Annotated in this window: 16 protein-coding genes; all 16 read left to right on the top strand. The window is 47.8% G+C overall.

The features are described from left to right. Nucleotides 1-26: 26 nt before the first annotated feature. The 16 genes from ASG89_RS34155 (at nucleotide 27) to ASG89_RS34080 (ending at nucleotide 25,285) form a co-directional block, all read left to right on the top strand. Nucleotides 27-1,637, top strand: a complete 1,611-nt coding sequence (locus ASG89_RS34155; RefSeq protein ID WP_057315798.1) for an extracellular solute-binding protein — start codon at nucleotides 27-29, stop codon at nucleotides 1,635-1,637. A 117-nt stretch (nucleotides 1,638-1,754) separates the two neighbouring features. Beyond that, nucleotides 1,755-2,639 carry an ABC transporter permease gene (locus ASG89_RS34150; protein ID WP_414813333.1) on the top strand — a complete coding sequence of 295 codons (885 nt, stop codon included), beginning with the start codon at nucleotides 1,755-1,757 and terminating at the stop codon, nucleotides 2,637-2,639. Further along, entirely contained in the window at nucleotides 2,633-3,496 is an 864-nt protein-coding gene (locus ASG89_RS34145; RefSeq protein WP_057315796.1) for a carbohydrate ABC transporter permease, read from the top strand. Before ASG89_RS34150 ends, ASG89_RS34145 begins: the two co-directional genes overlap by 7 nt. 50 nt (nucleotides 3,497-3,546) lie before the next feature. Continuing rightward, on the top strand, nucleotides 3,547-5,799 hold the full coding sequence (locus ASG89_RS34140) for a helix-turn-helix transcriptional regulator (RefSeq protein ID WP_235550032.1): 2,253 nt from the start codon (nucleotides 3,547-3,549) through the stop codon (nucleotides 5,797-5,799). Nucleotides 5,800-5,822: 23 nt separating this feature from the next. Then, nucleotides 5,823-6,824, top strand: coding sequence for a zinc-dependent alcohol dehydrogenase (locus tag ASG89_RS34135; RefSeq protein ID WP_057315795.1), 1,002 nt, complete (start codon nucleotides 5,823-5,825; stop codon nucleotides 6,822-6,824). 100 nt (nucleotides 6,825-6,924) lie between these two features. After that, nucleotides 6,925-10,179 carry a hypothetical protein gene (locus ASG89_RS34130; RefSeq protein WP_057315794.1) on the top strand — a complete coding sequence of 1,085 codons (3,255 nt, stop codon included), beginning with the start codon at nucleotides 6,925-6,927 and terminating at the stop codon, nucleotides 10,177-10,179. 240 nt (nucleotides 10,180-10,419) lie between these two features. Next, nucleotides 10,420-11,451: an ABC transporter permease gene (locus tag ASG89_RS34125; RefSeq protein WP_082593784.1), complete on the top strand. Its 1,032-nt coding sequence runs from the start codon at nucleotides 10,420-10,422 to the stop codon at nucleotides 11,449-11,451. Between the two features lie 19 nt (nucleotides 11,452-11,470). Continuing rightward, nucleotides 11,471-12,355, top strand: coding sequence for a carbohydrate ABC transporter permease (locus ASG89_RS34120; RefSeq protein WP_057315792.1), 885 nt, complete (start codon nucleotides 11,471-11,473; stop codon nucleotides 12,353-12,355). A gap of 124 nt (nucleotides 12,356-12,479) precedes the next feature. Beyond that, on the top strand, nucleotides 12,480-14,132 hold the full coding sequence (locus tag ASG89_RS34115) for an extracellular solute-binding protein (protein WP_057315791.1): 1,653 nt from the start codon (nucleotides 12,480-12,482) through the stop codon (nucleotides 14,130-14,132). Between the two features lie 123 nt (nucleotides 14,133-14,255). Continuing rightward, nucleotides 14,256-15,179, top strand: coding sequence for a dihydrodipicolinate synthase family protein (locus tag ASG89_RS34110; protein WP_057315790.1), 924 nt, complete (start codon nucleotides 14,256-14,258; stop codon nucleotides 15,177-15,179). A 14-nt stretch (nucleotides 15,180-15,193) separates the two neighbouring features. After that, nucleotides 15,194-16,219: a sialidase family protein gene (locus ASG89_RS34105; protein WP_057315789.1), complete on the top strand. Its 1,026-nt coding sequence runs from the start codon at nucleotides 15,194-15,196 to the stop codon at nucleotides 16,217-16,219. A gap of 13 nt (nucleotides 16,220-16,232) precedes the next feature. After that, nucleotides 16,233-19,361: a glycosyl hydrolase gene (locus ASG89_RS34100; RefSeq protein ID WP_057315788.1), complete on the top strand. Its 3,129-nt coding sequence runs from the start codon at nucleotides 16,233-16,235 to the stop codon at nucleotides 19,359-19,361. Nucleotides 19,362-19,409: 48 nt separating this feature from the next. Beyond that, nucleotides 19,410-21,779: a helix-turn-helix domain-containing protein gene (locus ASG89_RS34095; RefSeq protein WP_057315787.1), complete on the top strand. Its 2,370-nt coding sequence runs from the start codon at nucleotides 19,410-19,412 to the stop codon at nucleotides 21,777-21,779. Between the two features lie 170 nt (nucleotides 21,780-21,949). Continuing rightward, a complete protein-coding gene (locus ASG89_RS34090; RefSeq protein ID WP_057315786.1) occupies nucleotides 21,950-23,980 on the top strand; it encodes a LuxR family transcriptional regulator in 2,031 nt (676 codons plus the stop codon). A gap of 206 nt (nucleotides 23,981-24,186) precedes the next feature. Further along, on the top strand, nucleotides 24,187-24,810 hold the full coding sequence (locus ASG89_RS34085) for a hypothetical protein (protein ID WP_057315785.1): 624 nt from the start codon (nucleotides 24,187-24,189) through the stop codon (nucleotides 24,808-24,810). Nucleotides 24,811-24,847: 37 nt separating this feature from the next. Continuing rightward, entirely contained in the window at nucleotides 24,848-25,285 is a 438-nt protein-coding gene (locus ASG89_RS34080; RefSeq protein WP_157276914.1) for a hypothetical protein, read from the top strand. Nucleotides 25,286-25,293 lie beyond the last annotated feature (8 nt).

The raw sequence follows: 25,293 nt of genomic DNA, 5'->3' as shown, positions 1-25,293 counted from the left end.
ACCAACTCAAAAAGGGAGGAACAAACATGTCCAAGAAGCTAATCAGCTCAGTGGCCAGCATTGCCTTGATGACGACAATCTTGAGCGCCTGCAGCGGAACGACCGGGAGCCCGAAGGAAGGAAGTACCCCTGCCAGTGCTTCAACGGCCCCCGCAGCTACACAAGCTGCCAATCCTTACGGCGATACAGGAGGGTTAAAACTGCCGCTCGTCACCGAACCAACGACAATTACCTGGATGCTGCCGAGCAACTCGACCAACATTAAAGAAGATAAGCTCGTCGTGCAAGAGATTTTAAAGCGAACAGGCATTAAAGTTGAATTTCAAACGTATTCGCCTCAAACCTACCAAGATAAGCTCAAAGTCATCGTTGCCTCTGGGAAGTTGCCGGATATCTTCGAAGGGCTCAAGGCAGCGGAGCTTAAAAAGATTGGCAAGCAAAAAGGCGTGGTCGCCATTAATGACTATGCCGAGATGCTGCCGAATTTTAAGAAATTGTATCTGCAAGAAAACAGCTGGGTCGTCAAGTCTTACGGCGATGAGAATGGCAAGCTCTACACATGGCCGATCTACGATTTGAATCGTGATGTCAATCACGGCTTTCTCTATCGTAAGGACATTTTTGACAAGCTAGGAATTAAGGAATGGACAACGACGGAAGAATTCTACCAGGCGCTGAAGAAGCTGAAAGAAGCGTACCCATCGGCTTATCCTTATGCCTCCAAAGGGCTTGTGAACATTTTCCGTGACTGGTCATATGGCTGGGGCATCGGCAGTGACAGTTATCCAGCGTATTATGATGAGAAGGAGAAAAAGTGGAAGTTCGCCAGCATTCAGCCGGAGCATAAGAACATGTTGGATTTCATGAAGAAGCTGTATAACGAAGGGTTAATCGATCCTGAGTTTTTGACGGATACGCAGGATTCATGGACAACCAAGATGACCACTGACAAATCGTTTGTGACTTGGGACTGGATCGGACGCCTAGATCTGTTCTATAACCAGATTAAAGCGAAGAACTCTGACTTCAATTTGCGCTACGCGAATCCAGTCGGTCCGACGGGCAACGTCAAAACGCTGCCGAAGGTATCCGATTTCAGTGTGACGGTCGCGAACAATAAGAATAAAGAAACTGCGCTCAAGCTGCTGGATTATCTGACCTCTCCATCTGGCTCGCAACTGATGACACTGGGCGTCGAAGGTGTGAATTTCGAGTGGGGCAAGGACGGCGCTCCCGTGTATCCTGAGCTGAAGGATCTGCCGTTGGTTGATATTTCAGTTCTAGAGGACCGTTATGCCATGTGGCTGGAAAGCGCTTATCTAAGGCCGGATCGCCGCAGCGTTTACTACAAATTCTCGGAAAAAGAGAAGGAAGCGCAGGATAAAATTCTGAAAGGCAACAAAAGGGAGCCGATTGACCCTATTCTCAATTTTTCCGATTCCGAGATTTCAACTCTCGCTGAGCTGCAGACGTCCTTGCAAAAGGCGGCCGAGGAGTTCAATGCCAAGTATGTTCTGGATAAAAAATATGGCGACGAGCAATGGGAAGAATGGAAAAAAACGATTGCCAAAAAAGGCGTGGATGCCTACATCAACGTATATAACGATGCACAAAAGCGCTTTGACGCCGCCAAATAAGACAGTTTGAGAGCACTGGAGGGGAACCCTATGCAACAACCCATCATCGAGAAGGCAGCCCCGAAGAGTCGGCGGGCTCGGCCTGCGCAAGCACGAATAGCTGCCGCCCTTAAACACATGAAGCGGGATCGCCAGCTGCTCATTTTATTTGCCCCGTGCCTGTTGTTCTATCTGTTATTCCGGTACGGACCGCTTTATGGCTTAGTGATCGCATTCAAGGACTACAGTGTGTTTACCGGGGTTTGGGACAGTGATTGGGTAGGCTTGAAGTATTTTATCCAATTTTTTATGAATCAGGATTTCTGGATGTTATTTCGCAACACAATTCTTTTAGGCTTCTATACACTAGTATTCGGCTTTCCATTTCCGATTCTCTTGGCTATTCTGCTGAACGAAGTACGCTTGGCCTGGTTTAAAAAATCCGTGCAAACCCTGAGCTACTTGCCGGCATTTCTTTCCGTCGTCATCATCTGCTCCATGATTATCGATTTTCTGTCGCCTACAAGCGGTCTCTTCAATCAATTACTGGCGGCACTTGGCCTGCCCAAGACCTATTTTCTCGTGAATCCGAACTGGTTCCGTACGATCTATGTGATTTCGGATATTTGGGAGAAGATCGGCTATGAAGCGATTATTTACCTTGCGGCGATTGCGGGCATTAACCCGACGCTCTACGAGGCGGCAAAGGTCGATGGTGCTAGCCGGGTTCGCATGATGCGGCATATCACGCTGCCAGGACTGCTGCCAACGCTGCTCGTCATGTTTGTTTTGAAAACGGGTTCAATGATCCGGGTTGGGTACGAGAAGGTGTTGCTGCTCTACAACCCGATGACCTATGAGGTAAGCGATGTATTTTCCACCTATGTGTATCGAAAAGGATTGCTGGAATCCAACTATAGCTATGCTGCGGCAGTAGGGATGTTTGAAGCGTTAACGGCGATGATTATGCTGCTCGGAGCGAATTATGTGAGTAAGCGGATTGGAGGGAACGGGTTATGGTAGGCAGCCGAAAAATCACTTTATTCACCCTGGTGAACGCCATCGTATTATCCGTAATCGCAATCGCAACGCTCTATCCAGTCCTGTACATTCTGTCGATCTCGCTCAGTGATACGTCGGCCATCATTCAAGGAAAGGTATTTCTCTTTCCTAAGGGGCTTAATCTCGATGCTTATCGGGAGGTACTGAAGAGCGATAAAATCCCTCGAGCGTATTTCAATTCCGTCTATTATACGGGGCTGGGGACATTCATTAACTTACTTTTTACGGCTGTCGCCGCCTATCCGCTTTCACAGCGCTCTTTTTTTGGACGGAAAGTGTTCATGCTGATGATCGTGATGACGATGTTTTTCAACGCGGGAATTATTCCGACGTATATGGTCGTTCAGCAGCTTGGACTTCTCGACACGGTGTGGGCGTTAGTGCTGCCGAATGCGATCTGGACCATGGAACTGATTATCCTAAAAAGCTTCTACGAAAATATGTCTTCTCAGATACGCGAAGCGGCTGTCATTGACGGTGCTTCCGATTACCGGATTCTGTTCTCCATCGTCATTCCGCTATCGAAGCCGGCGCTGGCTTCCATCGGGTTGTTCTACTTCATGGGGCATTGGAACAGCTTCTTCCTCCCCATGATCTATTTAAGCGATAAGGACATGTACCCGCTGCAGGTCGTGCTAAGAGATATGTTGATTTATAATGCTGAGAATGACGCCGGCCTTGTAGACCGGGCTGCACTGGCGCCGCAGGCAATGAAGAATGCGACGATTGTACTTTCCATGATTCCGGTAATGCTGATGTATCCGTTTGCCCAAAAATATTTTGCCAAGGGGGTGATGCTCGGCTCGGAAAAGGGTTAAAACGGACGGCTGTTGAATAGTAGTTGGATGACTTAGAACGAGGTGATAGGGTGACGCCGTTCAACCGATTAATGGCGAGCAGAGGGCTTCTGCAAATTTTCTTCGCATTATTGTTAGTCATCACAATCATGTTTATATCCAACTACATTGTCTACAAAAACTCGATTTCCGGCATCTATGAGAAAATCACGCAAAATAACTCTCTTGTCGTACAAAATATTATCCAATCGTTCGACAGCTCGTTCGCTGCGGTGAACAACTTAATCTTTAGCGTGCACGGCCTGCCGTACGACTTGGAGTCGGAAAGCAAGACCCTCGACATGGCAAAAGCGTTTACGCTGCAAGAGCACTTAGCCCGGCTGGCCTCTTCGCTCGATTATGTCGAAGATATTATCGTGTTCTACGATGGACTTGATTTGGCTGTAACATCGAAGGGAACCAGCGACTTTCAAGTTCTGTTCGATAAAAAGTATAAGCATGATACGTATACCCCCAAGTATTGGCAAATGTTTGCGGCTTCTAAGCATGCGCTCACGTTTTTCCCAATTTCGGATTATGCGGTTTCGACGGACGGATTGACGCGCAGAACGCAGCAATTGATGGTTGCGATGGATGGGAACAAGGTTCGCCTGTCCAATAAGAATGTGATGGTGCTGCTGAATGCGGAGAAACTGCTTAAGCAAATTGATTTGAAGGCAATGATTCCTGGCGCTTCACTGCTCGTACTGGACGCCAGCCGCAATGTGGTGCTCAGCACCGATCTGGCGCAGGAGCCCGGAGATATCCTGAACGAAGTTTACTTCTCCCCAGAGAAGGAAGCTACTCTGACCCGCAATGATGTAGAGTACCACTTCTATAAATCGGAGTATAACGATTTTATTTATATCAACAAAGTGCCGTTCAAATTTCAAAATATTGATTCGGTGGGCAATGCAAACCATATGATTATGATTTCCGCCATTATCAGCGCAGTGCTGTTGTCCGCATTTCTTAGCGTCTACTTATACCGACCTGTAAAGGACATCTTAAAGCTGTTTGGCGGGGGTCAAGTGAAGGGGAACGATTTCCGTAAAATTTACAGCGGCATCGTCAAAGTCCAGGCGGAGAATGAAGCGCTGAAGGAGCAGATTCGATTCTCGGATCAGGAGCTCCGCAGGAGCCTTTTTTTGCAGATGCTTGACGGATATGCTCACACAAGGGAGCTGGAGTTGCAGCTGCAGCCCTATTACGAGTTCTTTTTCCCGGAGCGGCAGTTCGTTATGGTCGCTTTGCAGATCAGGCCTCCTTCAGAAGGTAATGTTCAGCAAGGACTTCCTATTCACGAGATTACTAGTCGGTTTGCAGATGCGCTTGGTGGAGCTGGACCGGTAGCAGCTTTTTATACGGGAAGTATGCAATTTACGGCGTTGGTCGGGGTCGCGCTGCCATCTGGGCGGAAAGCAGTGCTGGGTGCGCTCGAAGGATGGGCGAAGTATGCATCTCAGGAAGAGCTTCAAGGTTGCGGGCTATGGGTTGGCCTTACCCGACTGTATGATTCCAAAGTGACGAACTGCCAGGAAGCTTATCAGGACCTCAAGAACGGCAGGGTCTATCGGAACATCGATGCTATGGAGGCCGTCATGGACTTGGAGACCTCACCATATGTGCCCACAATGCATGTCCCTTTTGAGAGCCTCGAGAAGCTTTCCAATACGGTTCTTAGCGGCAAAACGGAAGAGGCTATACAGCTGCTGGATCATATTTTTGAGGAAAATACGGCACTGGGTATTCATCACCACCAGCTTGCTCATCTTGCCAAAAGCGTCTTCTACTATCTGATGAAGCCAAATGAAAGCAGCGCAGCTGATAGTAAGGAGAGCTTGCAGCTAGAAATGGCGTTCTGCCGAAAGCTGGATCATGCCAGTAGCCGTGCAGAAGTGATTGAAGCGATCCAGGATATCGTGCGATTTATCGGGAGCAAGCGGCTGCTGGAAGGCAAGAGCAAGCTGAATCCGGAGTTCATCAACCAATATATTGAACTGCATTATATGGAAAATTTATATCTTGACCATATGGCCGAACTGTTGAATACGAGTCCTAAGTATTTTTCAAATTATTTCAAAAAAACGTTTGGCGTAGGTTATGTCGAGTATCTCAATAAAGTCAGACTATCGCATGCACGGGAGTTTCTTCGGCATACCGAGCTAAGTGTAGCGGAAATTGGAGAGAAGACGGGGTACCTCAACGCCTCTACGTTCACCACAACGTTTAAAAAATATTATGGCATTTCGCCGAGCGAGTTTCGCAAGATGGCGGCAGGGTGACTGCCGGGAAACGAGGAACTAGGATGAAAGCTGTTGGGGTTTTACAAGGGCAAGTCCTGTTGACGGACTTGGATCCGGGACCGATTCCGCCTGGACACGTTCGGATACGAACGGAGTTTTCGGCGATCAGCCCGGGGACGGAAATGACGTACATCCAGCGAGGGGTGGATCAACTGAGCATACTAGGCTACAGCGCTGTCGGCGTGATCGAGGCGCTGGGGGCCGAGGTTAAGGATCGTCACGTCGGGCAGCGTGTCGCCTGCTATGGCGCACCGTTTGTTCGGCATGCCGAATGGTTGACGGTGCCGACGAATTTGACGGCGGTCGTCCCTGAGCAGGTGCTGCCAGAAGAGGCAGCTTTCGCGGGCCTTGGGGCGATTGCCATTCATGCACTCCGCACGGCGGATCTGCGATTTGGCGAAACTGCCGTGATCGTGGGGCTCGGTATTCTAGGGCAGCTCATCGCCCAAATTGCGTCTGCGGCTGCAGTTTGCGTGACGGCGCTCGATGTGAATCCGCAGCGGGTGGCGCTGGCACGTCAAGGGGGTGTGAAGGCGGCCTACGACAGCCAAGAACTGCTCGAGGCAGAGCTGGCATCGGGCATCGGCGCGGCTGGAGCGGACAGTGTCATCTTGTGTACGGGCGGTCCAGGCGAATCGCTGATGAACAGTGCGATGCGCTGGATTCGCGATCGGGGTACTATCGTGATTGTCGGGGACTTGACGACCCAGTATTCCAGGGGGCTTATGTTCGGGAAGGAGGCGCGGGTCCTTATCTCGAGAGCTGGAGGCCCTGGGCGTTACGATACGCAATATGAGCTGGAAAACCGTGATTATCCGATCGGATATGTGCGATGGACCGAAGGCAGGAATATCGAGGCGTATATCCGATTATTAGCGGACAAACGAATATCGCTTCACGGCCTAATCACCGACACCTATCCGCTGGCACGGGCAGAAGAGGCTTATAAGGGTTATGCCTCAGTATCGGCTGCAATGGGAACCCTTTTGACTTATGGGCAGTAACTATTGACAAGTTGTAGAGGGCGGTTATGAAGCAGGAAGAATCTATCCTTACATGTAAACGCTTTCAATGTAATTTGACTATAGAAGGAGGAGTCGTATTATGAGGATCATTTCTTATCGTATCGTTGCCCTTTTCCTGTGTGTGATCTTGCTGACGGTCGGCTGGGGGATGGGAGCCGCATCAGCGGCTGAAGGCCGATTGTCCCAGAAGACGTTCGGCAGTCCGGAAGAGCTGTTGATTCCCAATAACTATACGGTCGCTGTTTTTAACGGCACGGTCGGGAAGGAAGATGGGCATTATGTGCTCTATGCTACCAGCAAAGGGAAGCCGGGCCACCTGAATGTCATCGATTTGGAGGATTACAAGCTGCTGAGAAGCGTGCCACTCGCCCCTTCGGAGAGCTCCTGGGCGCATACTATCGCACCGGATGGGACGTTGTACTTGGCTGCGGACGGAGGCGGAGCGCGGTTATGGAGCTATTCGCCAGTGACCCATACGCCAGTGCAAGTTGCTCAGTTTGACGGACAGTCTGTGCCGAACAGCATCACCACGGATGAGCAAGGTCGGGTGTATGTGGGGACGTATCCCGGCGGCAAAGTGTACCAGTACGATCCCGTATCCAAGCTTACCCGGGATTACGGTCGGGTGATTGGAGCGAACGATCAAGAATATGTCCGCTCGATTGCCTATCAAGGCGGCAGTGTCTATGCCGGAAGCGCGCATCGTCAGATCGTGAAGGTCGATTTGACGACTGGGGCTAAGATGGACATTGCGGCATCACTCCCCTTCACGCTGAAGAACGATACGATCTATGATCTGGATACGATTGATGACCGTTACCTGTTTGCCCGTGTAACAGACGGCAGCGGGATTCCGGGTGAAGCGTATATTTATGATACTGTCGCGTCCTCATGGCTGCAAGTAGAGTTGGAGAACGTAACGGGGCTTCACGCGACAGATTCGGTAGGCGGCAAGATTTACTATATGTCCGACAAGAAGCTGAAAACCTTCGATCTGGCATCGTACGAAGTGGCGCTCACTGGGATGGAGTATGCCTCCGGCTTGCGGGGGGCCGATTGGGTGGAGTTTCCGAACAACCCTGAGCTTCCAGGTAAAACGCTCGTCACCGTTCGTTATGACGGTGGTGTTACTTTCTTGAATATCGACACGAAGCAGGTCGTCCTGAAGCCGCCAGTGATTCCGGGGCTGCCGGGTGTTGTGAACCGTGTAGCAGCGGTTTCGCCTACACAGCTCATCACAACGGGCTCACAGGCGCGTTCTTCACTTGTGAATTTGACGGACAACACAGCGAAGCCTTTCAGCATCGGCCAGGCGGATAGTGTCTTTGCGGTTGGCAGCAAGGTTTACATGGGTGTCTATCCCGAGGGGGCATTGTACGAATTTGACTTGGATGCAGAGCCAAGTGAAACGAACCCCAAGCGGTTAGCGGTGCTAGGGAACGATCAAGAACGGCTGGTAAATATCATTGGGGCCGAAGGCAAGCTCTATATTTCTACCATCTCGGGCTATGGCACGTTAGGTGGCTCACTGACCGTGTATGATCCCGCTACAGGAACGATGGATGTTCACCGCAATGTGGTGGAGGATCAAAGTGTGCTAAGCACGGCCTATATCAACGGCAAAATTTTTGGCTCGACCACGATACGAGGCGGTTTGGGTTCTCAGCCAACAGCTGAAGAAGCGAAAATTTTCGTCTGGGATGCGGCTAGCCAGCATAAAATCGCCGAGTTTCCACTTCGGGTGCCAGGGCTTAGTAAGCCGATTTACATTGGCGATCTTTCGTCTGGGCCAGACGGACTTCTATGGGGTGCGTCCTATGAATATATTTTTGCCATCGATCCTGTTACGTATCAGGTGGTAAAGAGCAAGAAAGTGTATCCTAGTCTCAATTTCAGCCAGTGGGCTCATCACCCTATGCGCTGGTCAGAGGATGGGCTGCTTTATGTACTTTTCAATAATAAGCTGACGGTAATCGATCCGGAAACGCTTGAATCCCGGACGCTGGCGGATACGTCCCGATTTGACCTCGGCCAGGACGGCAATCTATATTTCACAGATCAACAGACGAATACAATTCTGTACCGTGTCGAGGTGGACGGAGAATATGTAGAACCACCGCCAGGGCTTCCTGTCTCTGTTCTTAATGGTGGATATGAAGAACCGCTGAGCGGCACAGCGATTCCCGGCTGGTCTTCGCTCTTTGCGACTGCACCCGACTATCGCTATGAGATCAGCGATACGCAGCGCTTTTCAGGGGCTAAGAGCTTGAAGATCATAGATAACTTGCGCACCGCATCGGTTGCCATGCAGAGCGCTAAGATTCCCGTCATCCCAGGCGAAGAGTACAAGGCGAGCGTCAATCTCTACATTGAATCGGGGCAACCGGGCTTTATGTTCCGCTTTTTTGATAAGAATAATGCGACCCTTTCCACATTGGAAATTCATCTCGATGAATCACGGTTGGCTCAGTGGCAGAAGGTTATGCTCCAAGGGAAGGCACCGGAGAATGCTGCAACCGCAAGTCTGATTGCGGTGACGAGCCGGTATAATCTTTCGTCGGCCTATTATGACGATTTCGCAGTAAGCGTAAGGGATACGCATGTTCCGGTTTCCGTGGCCACGGTAGCCCCTCAGCCGAATGCGTACGGCTGGCTTAACCGGGACGCCGACGTTGCGATTAAAGCGGATGGCGCTTACCGCTTGACGTATGCCGCTACCGGCGCTCAGGTGGCAGGGCCGATGACGGTGCAAGGCAGCGAGGCGCATATGATGGTCACGGCAGAAGGGGTTACGAGCGTGACGTATCGCGCAACCAATTTCTCTGGCTTGGCGGAAACGGAGCGTAATCTTGACGTGCGGATTGACAAGTCAGAGCCTATCGTTGCCTTCTCCGGTCAGCCCGTTTATACGGTTCAGCAGGCGGTATATATCGGCTGCACGGCGACTGACGCAGTGTCTGGCCTTGTAACGAACCCGTGCTCCGAGCAGCTAGTTCAAGCGCCAGCCTATACGCTTGAACCCGGTGCGCACGAAGTCTCCGTCATTGCCGTTGATCGGGCAGGGAATACGCACACGGGGCTTTATACGTATCGAATCGAGGTAACTTACGACGGGATGTATGCGCTTATTCGTGACTTCCTGGGAGCAAATCGGCTGCTCGCTGAAGCGCTGTGCAGGGAGCTGATGCTGGCGCAGGCAGCGGACCAGCGTGCAAAGCCGATGATCAAGAACGGAATTCTGCGCGCTTTCGCTCTGGAGATGGATGCTTTAAGCGGCAGGAAATTGACTGCAGAGCAGGCGAAAACGTTGAAAAAGCTGGCAGGCTATTTGTAAAAGAAGCATCACAACAATAAAGCTGTCCTGAAAGTATCTACTTTCAGGACAGCTTTTTCATGTTAAGTTTCTATTCCCTGGAATAGCCTCAATACGATAAACCCGCGCCCTGCCTGGAACATCAGCCTTTCGTGCGATATTTGCACACGCTGAGAAATTTGAATCATGGTCTATTTTGTGCGAAATGTGCATCATGTTTACCGCATCGGTTCTTTCCAAGAGCAAAAATCATTATCTATAATGAAATCACGGAAGCGGTTTCCAAGTACTGCAAGTATTGGAGAAATCGATACGTACACTAGTCATCTGGGAGGGGTTCCTATCCATCAGTCCAAGGTACAGCAGGAGGTCGGCGTTTCGCGAATGAAGACCTATCCTTTCCTGCGTAATATGAAACGAAGCCGATACTTGTATATGATTTTTTTCTTACCTTTTTGCTACTATGTATTGTTTCATTATTGGCCCATATACGGAATCATCATTGCTTTCAAGGATTACAACATTGTTAAAGGCATCACGGCTAGTCCTTGGGTGGGTTTCGTTCACTTTGAAAAGTTTTTGATTGACCCTTACTTTTGGAAGCTAGTGCGCAATACGTTGCTGATTAATGTGTATGAACTATTTTGGGCGTTCCCGGCCCCGATTGTATTGGCGCTGCTATTGAACGAATTAAAAAGCCAGCGCGTGAAAAAATTCGCACAAAGCGTCAGCTACCTGCCTCATTTTATATCTACCGTTGTGGTGTGCGGGATGCTCGTCAACTTCCTGACGACAGACGGCCTTATTAACCAGATTATTGTGTGGTTGGGTGGTACGCCGATTCACTTTCTGATGAAGCCGGAATGGTTCCGTACTATTTTTATCTCCTCGGGTATCTGGCAGAGCATCGGTTGGGGCTCAATTATTTACTTGGCCGCACTGACTTCGGTGGACGAAGAATTATATGATGCCGCTAAAATCGACGGTGCCAATCGCTGGAAGCAGCTGCTGAATGTTACTTTGCCCGGTATTGCACCTACGATCTCCATCATGCTGATTCTGAATGTCGGCAGGCTAATGGCCATCGGTTACGAAAAAATTATTCTGTTGTATAACGGATCGACTTATGAAACTGCGGATGTCATCTCCACTTATGTCTACAGGAGAGGTTTGCTTGGCAGCGACTTCAGCTATGCTACGGCTGTGGAACTGTTCCAAGCGGTTGTTGGGTTGATTCTGCTTGTATCGGCTAACCGGCTTTCCAAAAAAATTAGTGAAACCGGCTTATGGTAGAAGAAAGGGGGAGGTTGCTATGAACAAACAAATATCGATGGGTTCAAAAATTTTTGACAACTTCAACATAATTATCCTCATGCTACTGATATTTGCCACCTTGTATCCGATCTACTATATCCTTATTGTGTCGATCAGCGACGGTAATTTGGTTACAAGAGGCCTTATTAAATGGATACCGATGGATATCACGTTCGATGCTTATAAGATTGTATTAAAAAATCCAGAAATATGGCGGACTTACGGTAATACGGTGCTATACACCATTGTAGGCACCACGATCAATGTCATCATGACGGCGCTTTGTGCCTATCCGCTTTCAAGAAAGGATTTTTACGGCCGAGGCATTTTTATATTTATGGTCGCGTTAACGATGTTTATTAGCGGTGGCCTAATTCCGATGTATCTGGTGGTACAAAAGCTCGGGCTCGTCGATACGATGTGGGCACTAGTGCTCCCTCCGGCTATCTCTACGTTCAATATGATTATTATGAAAACGTATTTCGAAGGCATTCCGATGGCCTTACAGGAATCCGCTTACTTGGACGGAGCTAATGAAATCCAGGTACTATTCAAAATCATTATTCCGTTGTCGCTGCCGGTCATGGCTACGATGGTGCTGTTTTACTCGGTTCATCATTGGAACAGTTTTTTCCCAGCGTTGATTTACTTGAATGACAGCGATAAATTTCCGGTTCAAGTGCTGCTTCGAAATATTGTCATTGCCGGGGAATTTGCCGACCAGACCGCAGATATAGGCAGTGCTTCATCGAACTTCCGAGTCGTTGCGACCAATTACAAGTTTGCGGTCATTATTATAACGATATTGCCGATTCTGGTTGTCTACCCGTTTTTACAAAAGTATTTTGTTAAAGGCGCGATGATCGGTGCATTGAAGGGGTAACTGGGAGTTAACAGAAAGGGGGGATGCCCAAGCATCGACGAAGATGTCGGCTAATCTGCAGAAACTTAGTGATTACTTAAGTAGGTATGTGTAACATTATCTATAGTCAAAGGGAGGTTTTTGTATGAAAAATACAACGTTAAAAGGGTTATCATTATCTCTTTGCACCATTATGGTTACATCCGGATTAGTCGCTTGTACCAGCGGGAATGGAGCTGCGCCATCTGCAAAGTCCGAAACAACGAATACACCAGCCGTAGCAGCAGGTACAGGCAAAATTTCGGAGAAAGAACGGGAAGTGAAAGTAACGTTTCCAGAGCATCCGAATCAGCCAGTCAAAAACTTCGCGCTCGTACAACAGGAAATTTTTAATCAGACGAATATTAAATTAAAGTTCGAAAATGTCCCGAACAGTAATTATAACGATAAAAAGAAAACGCTATTAGCGACCAACAACCTGCCTGATATTATTGAGATCAACATGTCCGATGTCAATAATTTTGCTTCGACCGGCGTATTTGTTCCACTGCTTCAATACATGAATAAGGGTCTAATGCCGAATTTCAAGAAATTTTGGGATCAGAATCCGGACATGGCGAAGATGACAGCTAACGGTGAACTGTATGGATTCCCGGCAGTCGGTCGCAATGAGCTGAAGAACGGTTTTGGTCCGGTCATTCGTACAGACTTGTTGAAAAAGCATAACCTAGCGACACCGAAAACATTCGATGAGCTGCTCACTGTGCTTTCAGAGCTGAAGAAGATTTATCCGGACTCGACGCCGTTCTCCGTTCGCAAAGGAAGTGGACCTATCCACCAATTGTTTAAAACGATGGCATATCCGTTAGGCTCAGGGGTGGGCACAGGTACTGGTATTTACTTTGATAAGGATGTCAACGGTGGACAGTATGTGTATGGTCCGGCTACAGCACAATTTAAAGATGTGCTTCGTTTCTTCAATAAAGCGTTTACATCAGGTGTGCTGGATAAAGATTATGCGGTGGCGACTCAGCAACAATGGACCGAAAAGTTGACGAGCGGCAAGTCGTTCTTCTTCTTTGATAACAGCGGTTTCGCGCTGGATTATACCAAGCAGTTGCAGAAAGCAGTTCCAGACGGCAATTTCCAGATCATTCCGATCCCGACTAACGCAAGTGGAAAAGCTAGAGCGGAATATTATGCTACGACACTGACGGACAAAATGTTTGCGATCAGCTCTAAAGCGAAAGATCCAGAAACGCTTATTAAACTGATCGACTGGATGTACACGGAGAAAGCGTCCAACTTGATGAGCTACGGTGTTGAAGGCGTTCATCATACCTTGGATGAAAAAGGCCAACCGAAGCTGAAATCCGATTATGTCATGAAATTTAAAGACGGCCAGCCGACTGCTTTCTATGCCATGTACTCGGAACTTGGCTCTGGTAAGCTGAGCTTCACGCCTTGGTTCGCCAATATGGATCCGCAGGTGCAAGTTGAGAAGTTGACTGGCAGCTGGAGCACGGAGCATGAGACCTATTGGAAAACGGTCTCTGCAGATAAAGCCTACCACGATCCCTACATCGATCCGCCGCTTACCCAAGAAGAAACTGCTCGTGTGAAGGAAATATTAGCACCGTTAAATACGATGTTGGAGCAGGAGTACGATAAGTTTATTATGGGCGTTAAGAAAATCGACGAGTACGACGCTATTATGAAAAAAGCACGTGATACGGGTGGTTCGGAGTTGGAAAAAATTTATAATGGTGCATTGGCCAGATTGTCTCAGAAAAAGTAAGCAGAGTTTGGAATCAAGCTAAGGCCTGTTTCACCGCGCTAACAGGAAGGGGGCGCGGTGAACGGCATGTAGATTATTCAATTCGGAATAAGACAGTATTCTAATAGCGGAGGTAGCAAGTACATGCATATTCAACCGATTGCCAAGGGCGTTTGGCCTACTATGGTGACTCCTTTCACTGAATCGAATCAAGTGGATTACAAGGCGTTGGAGCAAATGATCGAATGGTATATTGGGCATGGGGTTGCTGGACTTTTTGCAGTTTGCCAGTCGAGCGAAATGTTCTTTCTAACACTCGAGGAGCGCGAGGCTATTGCCCGATTTGTCGTGGATAAAGCACAGGGGCGCGTTCAAGTGATCGCTTCTGGGCATATTTCAGATTCAATTGAAGATCAAATGATAGAGCTGAATAAGATTGCGGAAACTGGTGTACAGGCGGTCGTGCTGGTCAGTAACAGGCTGGCGCAGCAGAATGAATCTGAAGATGTATGGAAGCGCAATGCGGAAATACTGCTGGGTGCGGTACCAGATATTCCTTTTGGCATTTATGAATGTCCTTATCCCTACAAGCGGCTAATCTCGCCGGAGTTGTTGGCATGGTGCGAGTCTACTGGCCGATTTACCTTTTTGAAAGATACATGCTGTCATACCGAACTCATGGGGCAAAAGCTGAATGCGGTGCGTGGTGGCGGTTTGAATATATATAACGCCAATACAGCAACATTGCTGGAAACCTTGCATTTAGGCATACAAGGATATAGCGGGATTATGGGTAACTTTCATCCGGATCTGTATGTTTGGCTAACGCGCCATTACGCAGAACAGCAGGAGAAAGCTGAGAAGTTGCAGCATTTTCTGGGCATGTCCTCTGTCATCGAAAGCCAGTTGTATCCAGTCAATGCGAAGTATTATTTAAGCCTTGAAGGATTGTCGGTCGGACTGCATACAAGGACCAAAGACCACCGGCAATTAACCTATTCGAACCGGCGCGAGGTTGAGCAACTGTTTGCGCTAACTCGCCAATATAGAGAGCACTATCACGTGTAGAGGAGGAAAAAGATATGAAATTAATCAAACAAATCAAACAATTTGTGTTCGAGGAAGACCGTCCGTTCAAGAGCTGCCACGCATCGACGGTTATTGAATTCCCTAACGGAGATCTGCTGGTGGCGTACTTTGCCGGAAGCAGGGAAGGCAACCCGGACGTCGCGATCTGGTGCTCCAAGAGAACGAATGACGTCTGGTCGAAGCCGTACAAGGTTGCCGACGAAGAAGGGCTTGTTCATTGGAATCCGGTGCTGTTCCGCCAAGATAACGGTCAAATCGTGCTTCACTATAAAGTTGGGACCCCGATTCCAGCATGGTACACACGTGTAGTTCTATCTGATGATGACGGTGCGACATGGAGTCAGCCAGTCGATCTGGTCCCGGGAGACATAGGCGGTAGAGGGCCAGTTAAAAACAAGTTGATTGTTCTACAGGATGGCACATGGTTAGCTCCTGCATCCATCGAGGGCGATGTGTGGGATTGCTTTGCCGATATTTCCCATGATCAAGGCGTGACATGGTCCCGGAGCGAGCTGGTGCCAGTCAACCATGGGAAGGAGGAGCAAACGGGAGATATGCAGCTGGTGCGGGGCAAAGGGCTCATTCAGCCGACGCTGTGGGAGTCGAAGCCAGGTCATGTGCATATGCTCATGCGGAGCACGGCAGGATTTATATACCGCAGCGATTCGTCCGATTCAGGCAGAACATGGTCGCCGGCCTACCGAACTTATCTGCCAAACAACAACAGCGGGTTTGACTTGGCTCAAATGGATGATGGAACGCTTGTACTCGCATACAATCCGGTCGGAATGTATAAAGGACCGCGCATGCCTCTGTTGTTAAGCATCTCCAAGGACAATGGAGAATACTGGGAGGAATTAGTGGTATTGGAGGCGGAATACCGCTCCTTCACGATTCCTATTGAGCCTGGAGAGTATTCATATCCGGCGGTCATCGCAAGAGGGAACCGGATCTATGTGACCTACACGTGGAAGCGGGAACGAATTGTATGCTGGAGTCTGGAAGTCGAAACAGCTTAAGAGGAGGCTCATTATGACATGGCTATCGCAGCTGAAGAAGCAATTTGAGCAGCCCCCCGCTGCTTACCGTTCCGTTCCATTCTGGGCATGGAATGACGAATTGAAGAAGGAGGAACTGCTTCGTCAGATTGAAGATATGAATGAGCAAGGCATTGGCGGCTTTTTCATGCATTCCCGAGACGGATTGGAAACGACATACTTAAGTGAAGCTTGGATGGATGCGGTAAAAGAATCGGTTGCCAAAGCAGAAGAGCTTGGCATGCAGGCATGGCTATATGATGAAGACCGTTGGCCATCGGGTTCTGCAGGCGGCAGGGTACAGGCTCAAGGCGACGAGTACCGCTCTAAAGGCTTGACGATAGAAGTTGTACGCGGGAACAACATCTATGAGGATGATGGCCGAGTGGCTGCCGTGTTTAAAGCGGTCATCGAGGGCCATGACATTCACAGCTGTGAGAGACTTCCGTTAGGAACGATGGAAGTCTCAGCTCAAGCAACAGCATGTACTCCTTTGCCCTTGGGTGAGGAAGTTCTTCTTGTCTTTCGTATCGAGGTTTCTGCCCCAAGTGAATGGTTTAACGATGAAGCACCGCCTGACAGTATGAACCCGGATACAGTCCGCCAGTTTATTAACGCTACCTACGAAGTATATAAAGCGGAAGTAGGCGACCAATTTGGACGCACCATCACTGGTATTTTCACGGATGAGCCGGGTATTCATGACCGCAATTGCAGATTTACGGCTGGACGCGGCTGGTTGCCTTGGACATATTCGCTGCCCGTTTATTTTTCAGAGAAACGGGGTTATGATATTCTGGATGTACTACCTTATCTTTATTTTAATGGTGAAAAGTCTTCGATGGCTCGCCATGATTTCTGGCGTACCATATCGGACAAATTTTGCGAGTCGTACACGAAACAATTAGGGGATTGGTGCGATGAGAACGGCCTAGCTTTTACCGGGCACTATTTGTGGGAAAGCGCCTTGGGCGTAGCGACAAGAGTGGGTGGAGCTGTGATGCCTCATTATCGTTACCAGCATGTGCCTGGCATTGATATGCTTTGCGAACAGACAGACGAATATATGACGGTAAAGCAATGTACCAGTGTGGCGAATCAATACGGCAGGAAATTCGTTATTTCAGAAACGTATGGGTGTACCGGCTGGGAATTTACATTTGAAGGGCAAAAGTGGATGGGGGATTGGCAGTATGTGCTTGGTGTGAACGTAAGATCGCAGCATCTTGCGTTATATTCCATGAAAGGCTGCCGCAAAAGGGATTATCCACCCGTTTTCAACTACCAAACTTCCTGGTGGAAATACAACCGGATTATGGAGGACTATTTCGCCCGGATAGGTGCTGTCATTACTGAAGGCACGCCTGTCAGGGATATTCTTGTCCTGCACCCCTCTTCATCCGCTTGGTCGATGCTTGGCACGGATCCGTATGGCGCCGTAAGACGCGGGTTGGACCGGGATATTCCCAGCATTGATCGTTACGGGGATGAATTTAATGATTTGCTGCGCATGCTGCTCGGTGCGCATTACGATTTCGATCTCGGGGACGAGACGATTATGGCCGAGGTTGGCCGGGTTCATGACCGGAAGCTGTTCGTCAATCTGGCGGGATATAAGACCGTAGTTATCCCGCCGATCCGCACCATGTTGCGCAGCACACTCGATCTGCTCTTGGCATTCCTTGAAGCGGGAGGCCGAGCTATTGCGTTGCTGCCGGCTGCGACAATGATCGAGGGCAGCGTATCCGGTGAACCGGCAAGGCTCTACGCCCATCCAGGAGTAACAGTCGTTGATAAACCAGACCAGTTAATCGCAGCTCTGGAAAAACTGCAGCCAAGGGCCGTTAGCATTCAGAACCGCTATGCGGCAGAGGTGCCCGAATTGCTGTACCTCTTGAAAGAAATCGATGGCGGACACACCTTGTTTATCGTAAATAATGACAGGCATCAATCGTTCGATGTTTGTGTTCGAACAGTGGCGGCAGGCCGTGTTGAAGCATGGAACGCACTGACCGGCAGCATTGAACAGGTTCCATCTTGGATGGAGGACAACGAGTTGTGCTTTTATGCTCGATTTGGTCCGACGGATTCCAAACTTTATGTCATCGTTCCGGAACAGTTGAACTACATCGCGAACGAGCCTTCTAACATCATACCGTTGATTCCGCTATCTAACGATGATTTGTACGCGGCCATCGGACCTGTGTTTGCATTCAGAAGGACGATGCCCAATGTGCTGACATTGGATCTCTGCGCTTACCGTATAGGGGAAGCCGACTGGTCGGAAGAAAAGGAAATTTGGGTTGCTCAGCGTGAAATCCGAGAAAAACTCGGCATGCGTCAGGTGTATTATAATGGGATTACCCAACGCTACAAGTGGATTCATGAGGCTCATCCGCAGGATGGCACAACAGTTAGCTTGAAACTGACCTTTCAAGTCTTGGAAGTGCCGGCAGGCGCCGTGCATCTGGTGATTGAAGGCGCACATCAGTTCAAGATCGGTTTGAACGGACAATCGTTGACCTCTGAGGCCGACGGATGGTTCGTGGACCGTTCCATGGACCGAGTGCTGTTAACCGGGGTCCGCCAAGGGATCAATGAATTGGAATTGTCATGTGCCTTCCATCAGGCGATGGAAATGGAAGATTGTTATATCATAGGCGATTTCGGAGTGAGTACGGCGCGATGCATAACAGCCGAACCAGATACGCTCCACACAGGAGACTGGTGTCTACAGGGTTACTATCACTACAACGGCAGCATCATTTATTACGCGGATTATCATCATCAGCATGAGGCGAATAGAAAAGCGCTTCTGCTGCTCGGAGATTGCTCGGCCGTGACAACGGAAATCCGGGTCAATGGTATAACAGCAGGTCATGTGCCATGGAAGGCTGCGGACGGAATCGATCTGACCCCATACTTGCACCAAGGTTCCAACAAACTGGAAATCGAAGTGATGGGCAGTCCACGGAACATGTTTGGCCCGTTTCATGATGCACGCGGACGGACTGCAACGACAGACTGGAGCTCTTTCCGTACAACAGGGAAGGAATTTACGCCCGATTATGTCGTCCAACGGTACGGTTTAATGGAGCAGATAAAAATTATTAGGTTGAAATGACTTAACGTATTGTCGTAACATCGGAGGCAGGAAGAGGGTGGGATAGCTGTGGAAATACCATGGGTAAAGCAAATTAGTGGCATGCAAGGCAAGCATAACCGGCTGTTTCTAACTATTTTATGCTCTTTCCTGTCTCTATTAATCCCGATTATCATTATCGGAGTTTCTGAATATTGGTATTCCGTCAGCATCATGAAGAAGGAGTTTAACCAGCGTATTTCGACGAACTTGCAATCTTCGGCCAATACAGTGGATTCCTATATCAAAACGGCACAGGAAACCAGCGTTAGCTTTTTATACGATGATAAGGTACAGACCCTGTTCATGCCCAAAAGTACGCAAAGCTTAGAAGTCAAATCCGAGCTGTGGCGATTACCGCGTATTATGCAGCGCAACGAGAACATCGTCGGCCATTTTGCCGATTCGATGTTCGCTTATATTGATAACCAAGACGTTTATGTCAGTGGCGGTGTCAATTATTTCGAATCTTTTTTTAACAACATGTACAAGTATGAAAAATACGACGCGAGCTACTGGATGAGCAAGATGAGTTCGAAGAAAAGCGTGGAGCTGCTTCCAGTTTCGCAAGTCATTCAGGATAAAGTGTATGTCAAACAAGTGATCCCCATCGTGATGATCAACCGGATCCGCAACCACAGTGCTGTTATGGTTATCAATATTGCCGTTGAGACCATAGAAAAGACATTGAAGGGGGGAGCCGTATTCGGCTCAACTAGCTTTGTCGTTTTTGACGGTAACCAAGAGCTTATGTACGATGCCAAAGGATACTTGAATGATAAGTTAACCGCACAAAACTTAAAAGCCACTTTTGATGAAAGTAGTGCTTCGAAGGAGTTGGAGGTCGGTGGCAAACGCTACCTAGTGGCTTATGTGAAATCCGATATGTACGGATGGAATTACTATTCGTTCACACCGCTTGCTGAATTCAATCATTATACAGTCGGTATTCTGCAAATGACGCTGCTGCTATGCGTGGTGCTCATGGTGATGGGAATCGTATTCTCGTTCGTGTTCAGCCTTCGCATCTACAATCCGATCCGTAATATCCGGGACATTATTGCCCAGAAAAGTGTGCAGGTAAACGGAGAGCATGAGGTCAGTGCAGCGGCCAACGAGTTCGAGCTCATTCAGCAGGGAATTAATCGGATGTCTGACAGCCATCAGCTGGTTAAAGTGAAATATGATAAGCAGACACACGAGTATGTGGAGTATTCGCTGCTATTTTTGTTAAAAGGTCACACGATCAACCAAGAAGAAATTTTACGTGAGACGTTAAAGGCAGGCTTCGGCTTCACTCGTTCCGGCTTTATATGCTGCACTGTGTTTTTTGATTTCAAAGATGCCTTCTATGAGGATATTCAGGATACGGAACGCATCTTTATTATTAATGGCATTAAAAAGATTGTATGGAATCTGCTGGGCAGTCAAGTTCCATGTTATGTAATGGATCACCGGCAAAATATGTTTGTATGCTTAATTAATATGAATGGTCCCCAGGAGACGGAGCTGCTGCACCCCGCTTTCCAAAGCATGCTTAATATTTTCGAATATGATATTCGTATGTATTATGATATTACGATCGGTATCGGTACATTTTATACGAATGTGAATGATATTGGCGCTTCACATAACGAGGCGATGACAGCGGTTAGCAAGCGCAATAAAGATCAACGGTTTCAAATTGTCGATTCCAACCAAATGTCGATTGAAAACAGCTATCGGTATTCGCTCCACGACGAGCAAAGAATAGTAAACTACTTAAAGCTCGGTGATGTGCAGGCCGTGAAGGATGTCGTTGCGAGTATCGTAGAGAGCAATGAGCAGCGAAGTATTTCTTATGAACATACGCTTCAGCTATATAAAGAAATGTATGTGACCGGTGTCCGGTTTTTAGCGGAAAAAGGACAACATGCCTCACAACTGCATATGGAAAGGGAAATCCCCTTTAACGGCAGTGCGTTCGAAGAGTCGTTTTTCGGCACGAAGGAGCTGGAGTCAACGATATGTGAATTTTTCACGCGAATCATCGAAATGGCGAAAGCCCAAAGAGGCGGTTCGAAATCGGGGAACCTCGTATCGCTGATTGAACAATATATCCACGATCATTACACGCAAGATCTTGGGCTCGAACAGATTGCTGATGAGATGGGCGTTTCCGTCAAGTATGTATCCAGGGTGTTTAAAGATAAAAAAGATCAATATTTAACAGATTATATCAATCAGGTACGCATTGAAAAAGCGAAGGAAATGCTGGTACAATCGGATCTGCGCGTGAACGAAATTGCCGAGATCGTCGGGATCCACAGCCGTACGACATTTCTAAGAGTTTTCAAGAAAGTAGAAGGCATCTCACCAAATGAATACCGCACGCTACACAAAAAAGAAGAGCTGCATTGATGCAGCTCTTTTTTGGCAATTGTAAAAGGTTTTTTTATGAATGTTGTTGTAGATCATTTTGAAGTTTAGTAGTATTTAGTTACATTTATCAAATTGATTATTCGTATAAAGGCAAGATCCTTGCGTATATTTTTAAGTATATAGGCACTTAGTAGCAGATGGAGGTCGAAATGAGCAGCTTAGGTGAGGAGATTAAGCGATTAGAAGAGAGCTTTTTTGTTGGGCGCATGAAAGAGCTTAAGCTGTTCAAGGATTTCGTGTTGGGTGCAGCAAGTCATGCTCGTATTCTGTCGATTAGCGGTACTGGAGGGATAGGTAAAAGCTCCCTGCTTGATCAGTTTCGACGAATATGCGGCGATGAGGACGTTCCCTTCTTTCTTCTGGATAGCTTGGATTTTACCAAGACGCCAATAGGCTTCCTATCACGACTGTTCACTGTGATTCAGACAGGTATGCTAGAGACAGAGGATTCAAGTGAGGAAGTATTCTTGCAAGCGGCTGTGCAAAAGCTGAATACGCTAGCTCAAGATAGACGTATCGTCTTGGTGGTTGATACGTATGAAGAGATGAATGAGCTGGATGAATGGTTGCGTCAAACCTTTCTGGTTCGGCTATCCAGCCATATCCTAATTGTACTATCTGGTCGTTTCCCGCTCAAAGGCGGTTGGGTTGCCTCTCCCGCTTGGAGAAGAATGATAAAGTTGATCCACTTGAAGGCATTTGACTACGAAACTTGCGAGCAGTATACCGCGAATTATGGCGATTATGACGTAAGCTTTATTCGAAATTCATTTATGTTGACGAAGGGGCATCCTTTAACATTATCCTTATTCATGGGTTTGCTTGAACTGCGAGGTATGAGAGGAGAGCAGGAGTCCGAATTTCTTTTATTATGGAATGAAACGTTTAAGGAAATTGCTGGTCAATGGCTGCGTGAAATCCCAGATCTCGCCCTGCGGGAGTTATTGGAAGCTGTAACGATGGTGCGTGTTTTCAACCATGAGATCCTCGAGATGATGCTAGATAAGACAATTAGCGATAAGGAGTTCGAGAAGCTGATTCAGCTTTCCTTTATTCGCAAAAGTGAGCGGGGTTGGTACCTGCATCAGGTCCTTCGCAAAGCGCTAAATCAAGATTTCAGGCTAAAGAAACCGCAAGTTTATCAGGAGCTTTGGCGGCGTAGCGTAAAGTATAACTATAGCTGCGTGACCTCTCGATATGCTTCACTGGAAGAGAGAAATCTCCACTTGCTAGATTTTATTTATATCGTGGGGGAGCCTGGTTTTCGGGCGATGTTCTATGATGATGCGCTAGATCAATCCTATGAAATCGAAACGGTTTATCTGGACAACATGGCTGAAGCTGAACAATATATGAATGATATTTTGGCCAATCCTGATGACTACTCCCAAGAAATGTATGATCCCGTTACCAATGAAAAGCATATGTACAACATTCCAAAAGCGGTTCATTATAAATGGTTTTCCTCCATTCGTCTTGCCGACATCATTCCGCTGGGAAGCGACACGGTGAGGCTGCTTAAGAACGAAAAAAATGAAGCGGTAGGCATTTTTATTTATATTCCGATTCACCGAGATTCACTGTCGCTGCTGCAGCAAAATCCAATCACACAGTCCTATTTTCAGACGCTGACTAAACAAGAGCTGGATCGTTTTCGGGTAGCTCCGGAGTCGCCTGCCGGTTGGTTTCAATATATTATCGACTTTTCCAAGGATGATAGTGCGGCAGCGCGGTTTATGTTCTTTCAAACCTATCTTTCCTATTATTTAAAAGGCGGGATTATGGTTTATACTGCGCCGATGACCTATAACCAGGAAACGGTAAAAGGAATCGGGTATGTAGAGGTTCCTAAGGCAGCACATAAGGGATTCGGCCCGGAATTCCCAGCACCTGTACTTGTTCTTGATTTTAGGGAAGATAAAGATATCAAGAATTTCGTGGAGAAGCTATATCGATCAACTCAAATTGAAGAGGATACAAGCCAACGAGATGCCATTTTATCAGGGTTGACGGATCGCGAGCGGGATATTGCTCTGCTAACGATGACATGTTCGTCTAACCAAGAAATTGCTCAAAAGCTATATTTAGCGGAGATTACTGTGAAAAAGTGCCTGAGCCGCATCTATGAAAAGCTTGAAGTCAAAGGTAAAACGGAGCTTCTCCAAAAATTAATGAGCTGAGCGGACGTAGACGTCCCCTAACATAACACACTTCCGGAAATGCCCGGATAAGAAGCCTGAGAGAATGAGTCTCCAGGCTTTTTTGGCGTTTGATCCAAAGTGTATACCTTGTTGTATACGTTTGGTACGTTTCGTGTCCGAAAGCTTCCCGTTATGATGGGTCCATATGTGGTATGACCACAAACCAAATGAAAGGAATGTGTATTATGAATCAAAATGGGTTGATTAAAGCGTTTGGAGTTGCTGGGATTTTGGGAGGGCTGGCTTATTTGCCAGCAAGGTTTTTTATTGTGCCTGCCTATGACGGCAGTATGTCAGGTTTAGTCGGTTGGGGACTTGATACGGCGGCGGTTACGGGTTCACTTTTTCTATTTATCGGCATGTTGTTAGCGCAAATTCATAAAGTTCGGGGGTACGGTCTATTCTCGTTTTTCTTCATCTTTCTGACCTCCTCGGTGTTCGCTGGCCATCAATATGGGCTGATCTTGCTTGCACCGATTATTCATCAATTGGATCCCAGCATGTTCGAGGGGAACGGCACCCCTCCGCTTCCTTTTTTAATCGCAACGATTGGCAATGTAGGTTTAAAAATGATCGCGTTTATCCTGTTTGCCAGCTTATCCTTAAAAATTAAGCTTCTTCCTCGTTGGGCGTTGATCGTGATGATTGTTGGCGCTGTGAGCGATTTTGCTCCAATGGGTGATTATGCTTCCCGACTCTTATTTGGTATTGCTTTTGTCGGTTTGGGTAGGGCGCTTTGGAAATGGGAGGGTCAGCCTGCTGACATATACAAGGAAACTCGTGAGGTGCAACATGTACACGCAAGTTAGATGTAAGGACATTGCAAGCAGAAAGGAAATGGTTCTCTTGAAAAAAGGTTTGAGCGTTCTTATGCTCCTGCTCTGCGGGTTGTTACTGCTTACAGGCTGCGGCGACGCGGATGAGAAAACAATTACGCTGCCAGTAGGCAAAGGAGGCGAGAAGGTTACGTTAACGGCAAGTGAAAGTATTCCGGAACAATTCCCGAAATCGATTCCGATCGCCAAAGACGCTGAAGTACAATCGGCCATCTCCACCAAGGAAGCGATTATCGTTATGTATGATGTTCGAACAGATTTCAAAGAAATTATGAAGTTGTATAAGGACTATTACAAATCTTCAGGGTACACAGATCTTAACGAGACGATCATTGAGGATTCGTATACAGGCAGCGGTCTACTGAACGGCAGTAAATTGCTCGTCACGATTAGTACACCTAACCCGGATGCGACGTCTGTTGTACTGACATATCAGAACAAGGAATGAGGTGAAGG

Source organism: Paenibacillus sp. Soil766 (genome assembly GCF_001428105.1).
Taxonomy (GTDB): Bacteria; Bacillota; Bacilli; order Paenibacillales; family NBRC-103111; genus Paenibacillus_E.
The sequence above is the reverse complement of the archived record's forward strand: the minus strand, read 5'-3'. Positions and strand labels throughout refer to the sequence as shown.

Coding starts and splice junctions, on each gene's coding strand:
- ASG89_RS34155 (WP_057315798.1), top strand. CDS start 27: ATGTCCAAGAAGCTAATCAGCTCAGTGGCCAGCATTGCCTTGATGACG.
- ASG89_RS34150 (WP_414813333.1), top strand. CDS start 1,755: ATGAAGCGGGATCGCCAGCTGCTCATTTTATTTGCCCCGTGCCTGTTG.
- ASG89_RS34145 (WP_057315796.1), top strand. CDS start 2,633: ATGGTAGGCAGCCGAAAAATCACTTTATTCACCCTGGTGAACGCCATC.
- ASG89_RS34135 (WP_057315795.1), top strand. CDS start 5,823: ATGAAAGCTGTTGGGGTTTTACAAGGGCAAGTCCTGTTGACGGACTTG.
- ASG89_RS34130 (WP_057315794.1), top strand. CDS start 6,925: ATGAGGATCATTTCTTATCGTATCGTTGCCCTTTTCCTGTGTGTGATC.
- ASG89_RS34125 (WP_082593784.1), top strand. CDS start 10,420: ATGAAATCACGGAAGCGGTTTCCAAGTACTGCAAGTATTGGAGAAATC.
- ASG89_RS34120 (WP_057315792.1), top strand. CDS start 11,471: ATGAACAAACAAATATCGATGGGTTCAAAAATTTTTGACAACTTCAAC.
- ASG89_RS34115 (WP_057315791.1), top strand. CDS start 12,480: ATGAAAAATACAACGTTAAAAGGGTTATCATTATCTCTTTGCACCATT.
- ASG89_RS34110 (WP_057315790.1), top strand. CDS start 14,256: ATGCATATTCAACCGATTGCCAAGGGCGTTTGGCCTACTATGGTGACT.
- ASG89_RS34105 (WP_057315789.1), top strand. CDS start 15,194: ATGAAATTAATCAAACAAATCAAACAATTTGTGTTCGAGGAAGACCGT.
- ASG89_RS34100 (WP_057315788.1), top strand. CDS start 16,233: ATGACATGGCTATCGCAGCTGAAGAAGCAATTTGAGCAGCCCCCCGCT.
- ASG89_RS34090 (WP_057315786.1), top strand. CDS start 21,950: ATGAGCAGCTTAGGTGAGGAGATTAAGCGATTAGAAGAGAGCTTTTTT.
- ASG89_RS34085 (WP_057315785.1), top strand. CDS start 24,187: ATGAATCAAAATGGGTTGATTAAAGCGTTTGGAGTTGCTGGGATTTTG.